Raw genomic sequence first — 1132 nt, 5'->3', positions numbered from 1 at the left:
GGACGCGGCCGCGGGCGGGGCCCCCGACCAGGTGCCGGACGACCCCTACCGGGGTCAGTACCTCACCCCGGCGGCGGCCCAGCGGATCCTCGACGCCCCGTCGGCCTTCTTCCCCGCTCCCGTCAACGGCCCCGACGGCCCCGCGGCTCTGAACGGCCGCTTCGCCGCCACGCCGCCGCCCGGGACCCGGGTCGGGCGCCTCGCCCGGGACTTCCGGCTGACCCCTCTCGATGTCGAACTGCTGCTGATCGCCCTGGCCCCGGATATCGACGCCCGCTTCGAGCGGCTCTACGGCTATCTCCACGACGACCTCACCCGGCGCCGACCCACCATCGGCCTGGCCCTGGAACTGTGCGGACTGCCCGCCGCGGGCGCGGGCCGGTTCCGGTTCGCGCCGTCCGCGCCCCTGGTCGACGGCGGTCTGCTCGCGGTACGGGAGGAGGAACGCCCGCTGCTCTCCCGGCCGCTGGCCGTGCCCGACCGGGTGGTGGCCCATCTCCTCGGCGACCGGGAACCCGACGCCCGGCTGTACGGGCGCGCCGCCGTCGGCCGGGCCCTGGGTGACGGCGGGGAGGAGACGGTCCGCCGGGTGGCCGCCGCCATCCGGACCGGAGGAGGGCTGGTCCATCTGCTCGACCGGGGCGGCGACGGCGGCCGGGTGGCCGTCGAGGCCCTCGCGCTGACGGGCCACCGGCCCCTGGTGGTGGACATCGCGGCGGTCGTGGTCGGCCCGTACCCCGCCGAGCTGCCGGGCGCCCTGGCGCTGGAGGCCAGACTCGGCGGCGGCGGTACCGTCCTCGGCCCCCTCGACGCGCTGGACCCGGGGCAGCCGGACGGCGCCCGGCTGCTGCGGGAGCTGTGTCTGGCCGCCGCCGGGACACCGCTGATCGTGTACGGGGCCATGGAGTGGGACCCCCGGTGGGCGCCCCTCAGCCCCGTACCGCTCGCCCTGCCCCGGCCCACGGCGGCACAGCGGGCGCGGCAGTGGCGCCGTGCGCTCACCGCCGCCGCGCCCGCGCGGGGCGCGCTGGGCGCGCCGGACAGGGCGGATCCGGTGGACCCGGCCGTCAGGGCGGATCCGGCGGGCCTGGCGGAGCTGGCCGCCGGGTACCGGCTCGACGCCCCTCAGATC

At 78.8% G+C, this 1132-nt stretch carries 1 pseudogene; it reads left to right on the top strand.

The features are described 5' to 3' along the window. Positions 1–1132 (top strand): annotated as a pseudogene (locus tag ACFVIM_RS35260) (ATP-binding protein); the annotation flags it as partial.

The organism is Streptomyces sp. NPDC057638 (genome assembly GCF_042800315.1).
GTDB lineage: Bacteria > Actinomycetota > Actinomycetes > Streptomycetales > Streptomycetaceae > Streptomyces.
The sequence above is the reverse complement of the archived record's forward strand: the minus strand, read 5'-3'. Positions and strand labels throughout refer to the sequence as shown.